This is a genomic window from uncultured Paraglaciecola sp. (genome assembly GCF_913058035.1).
Taxonomy (GTDB): Bacteria; Pseudomonadota; Gammaproteobacteria; order Enterobacterales; family Alteromonadaceae; genus Paraglaciecola.
In genome coordinates, this window is sequence record NZ_CAJXPA010000230.1 from 1 (window position 1) to 5,472 (window position 5,472).

The window sequence follows — 5,472 nt, forward strand, 5'->3', positions numbered from 1 at the left end:
GTTTTTAGTAAGCCCATGTTATCCATATACTTTTTACTGATTTTCAATAACATTATCTTTCACCAAATTAATTATTTAATACATTATCTACACAGTTATCCACAGATTTCTCTTTGAATTAATGCTAAATTCCAACATCTTATAATATTCTCTCAGTTTTAAATTTTCTAAATGAATATGGACTCCCATTATGCCACCAGAATCAGAAATACTCTCAAACCCTCTAGTACTTGTGGACGGTTCATCTTATTTGTTTAGAGCTTACCACGTACCTTATTTACAAGCGTTATCTACCTCTTATGGACAACCTACAGGTGCAATTACTGGTGTGTTGAACATGATAAAAAGCCTACAAAAAGATTATCCAAACGGAAATATAGTGGTGGTTTTTGATGCAAAAGGTAAAACTTTTCGTAACGATATGTTTGCTGATTACAAAGCGAATCGCCCACCAATGCCAGACGACCTCAGAACACAAATTGCACCGTTACATGAAATAATTGAAGCAATGGGCCTACCTTTATTAGTTATTAAGGGTGTAGAAGCCGATGATGTGATTGGAACACTAGCAAATCAGGCGTCTAAACTTGGAATTGAAACTGTCATTTCTACCGGTGATAAAGATATGGCACAACTTGTCACGCCCCATGTCCGATTAATCAATACCATGACCAATGTTGAAATGGACGAAGCGGGTGTAGAGGAAAAGTTTGCAGTCAAACCGGATCAAATCATCGACTATTTAGCTTTGATGGGTGACAAGGTTGACAATATTCCAGGTGTTGATAAGTGCGGTCCTAAAACAGCAGCTAAGTGGTTAGCTGAGCATGGCACACTCGTAAAAGTTATGGCTAATGCTGACAAAGTAAAAGGGAAAGTCGGCGAACACTTACGTAATGCACTTAGTCACCTTCCTTTATCCTACGAATTAGCTACGATCAAATTGGATGTAGATCTTCCTCAAAGTGTTCAAGACATTAAACCAACCGAAATAGACTTTGATAAATTAATTGCTTTGAGCAGCCAGTTTGAATTGAAGCGTTTACTGACTGACACTCAACAAAAAGTAAAACAAGTTTCTACCACTCAACTTGTCTCACCAAATCAGACAAGTGAATTAATTACTACACCTGGTGATTATCATACTATCTTAACCCAAGCAGATTTAGACGTCTGGTTAGACAAACTAAAAGCAGCCGATTTATTTGCATTTGATACTGAAACGACCAGCTTAAACTATATGGAAGCAGAATTAGTCGGCGTATCATTTTCTGTAACTGCTGGCGAAGCTGCTTATCTTCCTGTTGCTCATGACTATATGGATGCTCCTGAACAACTTGACCGAGCTCAAGTATTAGCAATGCTTAAACCTCTATTAGAAGATCCTAAGATCAAAAAAGTCGGGCAACATCTTAAGTATGATAAAAATGTGTTGGCTAACTATGATATCAATTTACAAGGCATTACATTCGATACAATGCTTGAGTCTTATGTACTCAACAGTGTTGCTACCCGCCACAATATGGATAGTTTGGCAGACGTGTATCTAGGGCAAACAACTACTCACTTCGAGGATATAGCGGGTAAAGGTACTAAACAAATTACTTTTAATCAGATTCCTTTAGACAAAGCAGCACCTTATGCAGCAGAAGATGCGGATATAACTTTACGTTTACATAATGTTCTGTGGCAAAAACTAAATGAAAATATAGAATTAGTGAATGTATTCCAGGAAATAGAACTACCTCTGTCGTCTGTTTTGGCAAAAATGGAACAATTTGGAGTGCTTATAGACAGCCAAAAACTTGCTCAACAAAGTCAAGATTTGGCAGTACGTATTTTAGAGTTAGAAACTAAAGTACATGAGCTTGCAGGTGAAGAGTTTAATCTGGGTTCACCAAAACAATTACAGGAAATCCTCTATAATAAGATGGATTTACCTGTACTGAAAAAAACGCCTAAGGGAGCACCATCGACTGCTGAGGAAGTGTTGCAAGAATTGGCTATTAATTATCCTTTACCTAAACTTTTGATGGAATATAGAGGTTTAAGTAAGTTAAAAAATACTTACACTGATAAATTACCTAAGATGATCAACTCTCGAACAGGTCGAGTTCACACGTCATATCATCAAGCAATTACAGCAACTGGTAGATTATCTTCTACAGATCCAAATTTACAAAATATACCTATTAGAACTGAAGAAGGACGTCGCGTTAGGCAGGCATTTATTGCAAGAGAAGGTTATAAAATTGTTGCTGCAGATTATTCACAAATTGAGCTGCGAATAATGGCACATTTATCAGGGGATGAGGGATTATTGAAAGCCTTTGCAAATGGTCAAGATATTCATACAGCGACAGCTTCGGAAGTATTTGCGACTGCAGTTGAAGAAGTCAGCATTGATCAGCGCAGAAATGCTAAAGCCATTAACTTTGGTTTAATTTACGGTATGTCTGCATTTGGTTTATCCAAGCAACTCAATATTTCTCGTCATGATGCACAAAAGTTTATGGATTTGTATTTTGAACGTTACCCATCCGTATTAACTTATATGGAAAACACGAGGCAGATTGCCAGTGAAAAAGGTTATGTTTCAACCGTTTTTGGTAGGCGGTTATATTTACCCGAAATTAACGCCACGAATGGTATGCGCAGAAAAAGCGCAGAACGCGCCGCAATTAATGCACCAATGCAAGGAACTGCCGCAGATATCATTAAAAAAGCCATGCTAGCAGTCGATAGGTGGATTGATACATTGCCTATTGACGATGTTCGCATGATCATGCAGGTACATGACGAACTTGTATTTGAAATTAAAGAACATAAATTAAGCGAATATCAACTCAAGATTATTTCATTAATGGAGGATGCCGTGCAACTTGATGTCCCGCTCATTGTTGAAGCAGGTGTCGGGGAAAACTGGGATGAAGCACATTAATATCGTTTATCGACTTGTTTACGTTTTAACAAACATATAGGTTTTAGCGGTTGGTGTGAAAATCATCTGCTTTTTGTATTTATACCTAGGCCATAAAAAATTAAGGGCCTGTTTAATGAAAAGAACAACATAGATTATTTTGAATATTAGGCCTTGATCTTGCGTGCGATTTTTATACACATTTATGTGCTTAACAGCATATTTAATGGTTTTGGGCTTTTAAGCATAAGTTAATTTTGAACTTTATGTTTAAAATGGCTTCGTATCTGCAGTTTATGTGTTCTTATGTGTTTACCCCATTACTCAATGGGGGGTTTTTATTTAAATATTTGACGTAGTACAGAATTTTAAGAACTTGCAGTGACCGTTCGATAATATACCCATGTACCAACTATTTTTATTCCGCATAGTTAACCAAGTTTTTTTACATGTCAAAGTGTTTTCTTTTCATAGCCGTACCAGCTATCAAGTTTAAGCTCTAAATTTTCTAAGCCAATACCACTGAGTGAAGAAAAGACATCTACTGTTACATCGCCACAAAATGCTAGAGCTGCTTCCTTTGCGATCATTAGCTGATTTTTACGTTTACCTGATTTAAATTTGTCAGCTTTAGTCAAAAGCGCAAGAACGGGTAAATCTGCTGCTACAGCCCAATGAATTAAGTCTTGATCCAAATCTTTAAAAGGATGGCGGATATCCATCAAAACAACTAGACCTTTAATACTTTCTCTTTTTTGTAAATATTCTCCCAAAGATCTTTGCCATTTCTTTTTTATGTCAATAGGTACTTTTGCATACCCATATCCAGGCAAATCTATTAATCTTCGCTCCTCGTCCAACTGAAATACATTAATTAATTGTGTCCGACCCGGAGTTTTACTGGTCCTAGCCAAACCCTTCTGCCGAGTTAATTTGTTTAATGCGCTTGACTTCCCGGCATTCGAACGACCGGCAAAGGCAATTTCAATTCCCTCATCGGGTCCTAAATGTGAAATATCAGGGGCACTGATACTAAACTTTGCTTGACTATAATGACTCACATCAACTCCTGAAAACGCTGCAAAACTAATATTTCTGTTATATTTTGATATTATATCAGGGAAAAGGGAAATTAATGTGCTCTTTAAAATTAGATAAATGATAAGTTATCTAATGATTTTATTTTACTAACGACGTAAATGTGTAAAATGCTCTTTCAATATTTAAAGAGTAGTTGGCTAATCAATGCTTAATGAGATAAAGATGAAAAATATAGGTCTGCTAGTCTGTTTGTTTTTGGGTTTTAATGCGTCTGTCGTAGCACAAGGAAATGTTGAAAACGGTAAGGCTAAATCTGTTACTTGTGGGGCATGTCATGGTGTCGATGGAAATAGTGCGATACCTATGAATCCAAAACTTGCTGGGCAACATGCAAATTATTTAGCTAAACAGCTAACAGAATTTAAACTAGCCAGTCAAACTGGCGGTAAAGAAGGGCGAAATAACGCAATTATGAATGGAATGTCGGCTGCGTTATCGCAACAAGATATTTTAGATTTGGCAGCGTACTTTTCGAGCCAAGAAGCCACTCCAGGTGAAACTTCTGAAGACAATGTAGAACAGGGTAATAAACTTTATGTTGGAGGGGACTTAAAACGTGGCATTACTGCATGTATCGCATGTCATGGTCCAAGAGGTAATGGAACTAGCCTATCAGGTTTTCCTGACATAAGCGGTCAGCATTCAGCTTATATTGCCACTCAACTTAAATCTTTCCGTTCTGGTGAAAGACATAATTCTTTGAATGGCATGATGGCAGACATGTCCAAAAGATTGACTGATAAGGATATTGAAGTGATATCTAGTTATGTTGCGGGTCTTCATTAATTAATAGCATGTAATAGGTAAGATAGTCATTATTCATTACTTTATTTTAATTCAGAAAAAGTTCACTTTTTTAGATCAAAATTGTAAATGAGTTGTAAATATTTGTTAATCCTGTATTATTTAAAAATAATAAAAACAAGATGGAAATACGAGCACTTTGCTTGTCAGGGAAGTAGCAGATCAGTAGTTTGATTTGCATTATAGATACCTTGATAGAAGGTCATGGACGGAATATAAAGTATCAGGACGATCGTTAACAATAAAATAGTCTTCGTAAAAAATAATAATAAGTGAAGTTAAAACGGAACTATAATAGTTCAGGACGGACGTACATTTGGGTAGATGTTTACAAACATTTGCTCTACAGAAAAGCGATACTAGCCTATCGCTTTTTTTCTGCCCAAATTCTTACTCCATACTTTTTTGCACCCATCAAAAGCTATATCAAAAGTGTTATTCGGTAAGCTTACCCGGGTAATTATATTATTGATTTTATATTTAGTGTTTCAAGAATTTTATTAAAAAGAGGTTTTAATATCTGATTATTTATTACGTGCCTTCATTATCTATTTCTCGTTTAAATGACAATACTTTAAATTAAATAAAGTAACATTTAATAAATGTCTTCATTCCTAATGCTATATGAAATATCAACACACCTAAGT

General features: G+C 35.9%; 3 protein-coding genes. 2 read left to right on the forward strand and 1 reads right to left on the reverse strand.

What is annotated here, in order from left to right; translation table 11 throughout:
- The first annotated feature begins 190 nt into the window (after window positions 1-190).
- A complete protein-coding gene (polA, locus tag QZ562_RS19095; RefSeq protein WP_293763795.1) occupies window positions 191-2,941 on the forward strand; it encodes a DNA polymerase I in 2,751 nt (916 codons plus the stop codon).
- Between the two features lie 431 nt (window positions 2,942-3,372).
- On the opposite strand, the gene yihA is transcribed toward polA, so the two are convergent.
- Window positions 3,373-3,981: a ribosome biogenesis GTP-binding protein YihA/YsxC gene (gene yihA / locus QZ562_RS19100; RefSeq protein ID WP_293763797.1), complete on the reverse strand. Its 609-nt coding sequence runs from the start codon at window positions 3,979-3,981 to the stop codon at window positions 3,373-3,375.
- A gap of 202 nt (window positions 3,982-4,183) precedes the next feature.
- On the opposite strand from yihA, the gene QZ562_RS19105 reads away from it, so the two are divergent.
- Complete coding sequence (locus tag QZ562_RS19105) at window positions 4,184-4,807, forward strand: c-type cytochrome (RefSeq protein WP_293763800.1); 624 nt, start codon at window positions 4,184-4,186, stop codon at window positions 4,805-4,807.
- The last annotated feature ends 665 nt before the right edge of the window (window positions 4,808-5,472 follow it).

Excerpts from the sequence above, each read along its gene's own strand:
- polA (WP_293763795.1), top strand. The coding sequence starts at position 191 with ATGCCACCAGAATCAGAAATACTCTCAAACCCTCTAGTACTTGTGGAC.
- QZ562_RS19105 (WP_293763800.1), top strand. The coding sequence starts at position 4,184 with ATGAAAAATATAGGTCTGCTAGTCTGTTTGTTTTTGGGTTTTAATGCG.